This window comes from Vibrio sp. S234-5 (genome assembly GCF_000960595.1).
GTDB lineage: Bacteria > Pseudomonadota > Gammaproteobacteria > Enterobacterales > Vibrionaceae > Vibrio.
In genome coordinates this window covers 1-803 of the sequence record NZ_JZAM01000065.1, presented here as the reverse complement: position 1 = coordinate 803, position 803 = coordinate 1, and the positions used below count along the sequence as shown (strand labels likewise).

Sequence of the window (803 nt, the reverse complement as noted above, 5' to 3'; positions counted from 1 at the left end):
AATTTGCTTGGCGACCATAGCGTTTTGGACCCACCTGACTCCATCCCGAACTCAGAAGTGAAACGAAACAGCGTCGATGGTAGTGTGGGGTCTCCCCATGTGAGAGTAGAACATCGCCAGGCTTTAACTTGTTGTCTTTAGATTTTTAAGAAAAATCTGAAGACAAAAAAAGTAGACGAAACGTCTAACCAGACAGCGGAGCGGTAGTTCAGTCGGTTAGAATACCGGCCTGTCACGCCGGGGGTCGCGGGTTCGAGTCCCGTCCGCTCCGCCATTTATAAAGAGACCTTGCAAGATTGCAAGGCTTTGTCAAATCTGCAGGGGTGTAGCTCCAATTGGCAGAGCAGCGGATTCCAAATCCGCGTGTTGGGAGTTCGAATCTCTCCACCCCTGCCATATTTCCTTTCGGGGTATAGAAAGTCTCAACTTAGGTTGGGACTTTTTGCTATCTAGCGTTATGAAAAATAGATACTACCCGATCTCCTACCTATCAACCCCATCAGAAATACATCAGAAACGCTCATAATACCAATCTGGAAAATTAACTGGTCAGATTAATCCACTCTCTTGTACACATCTTGCTAACTCTATCTGTACTGTCCAAGAATCTATTCCAAGCCTTGCACACTTTCTCCACGATATCCTCATAATCGGTAAAACTCTGATTGGCAAGAGAGTGTTGTCTGAGCCAGCTCCACACTTGTTCTATCGGGTTTAGCTCTGGTGAATAGGGCGGGATCTTGATGATACTGACATTGCTAAACGGTTCTGCAATGTCATTGGTATGCCAACTCGCCCCATCC

The 803-nt window shown here is 46.5% G+C and carries 1 protein-coding gene, 2 tRNA genes and 1 rRNA gene; 3 read left to right on the top strand and 1 reads right to left on the bottom strand.

The window, feature by feature from the left end; genetic code table 11:
- The first annotated feature begins 6 nt into the window (after window positions 1–6).
- From rrf to UF06_RS02395, 3 genes are all read left to right on the top strand, one after another.
- Window positions 7–122 (top strand): 5S ribosomal RNA (gene rrf, locus UF06_RS02405).
- Window positions 123–197: 75 nt separating this feature from the next.
- Window positions 198–274, top strand: a tRNA-Asp gene (locus UF06_RS02400).
- Between the two features lie 45 nt (window positions 275–319).
- A tRNA-Trp gene (locus UF06_RS02395) sits at window positions 320–396 on the top strand.
- Between the two features lie 145 nt (window positions 397–541).
- On the opposite strand, the gene UF06_RS02390 is transcribed toward UF06_RS02395, so the two are convergent.
- On the bottom strand, window positions 542–803 hold a 262-nt coding region (locus UF06_RS02390), incomplete at its 5' end, for a transposase (protein WP_045569029.1).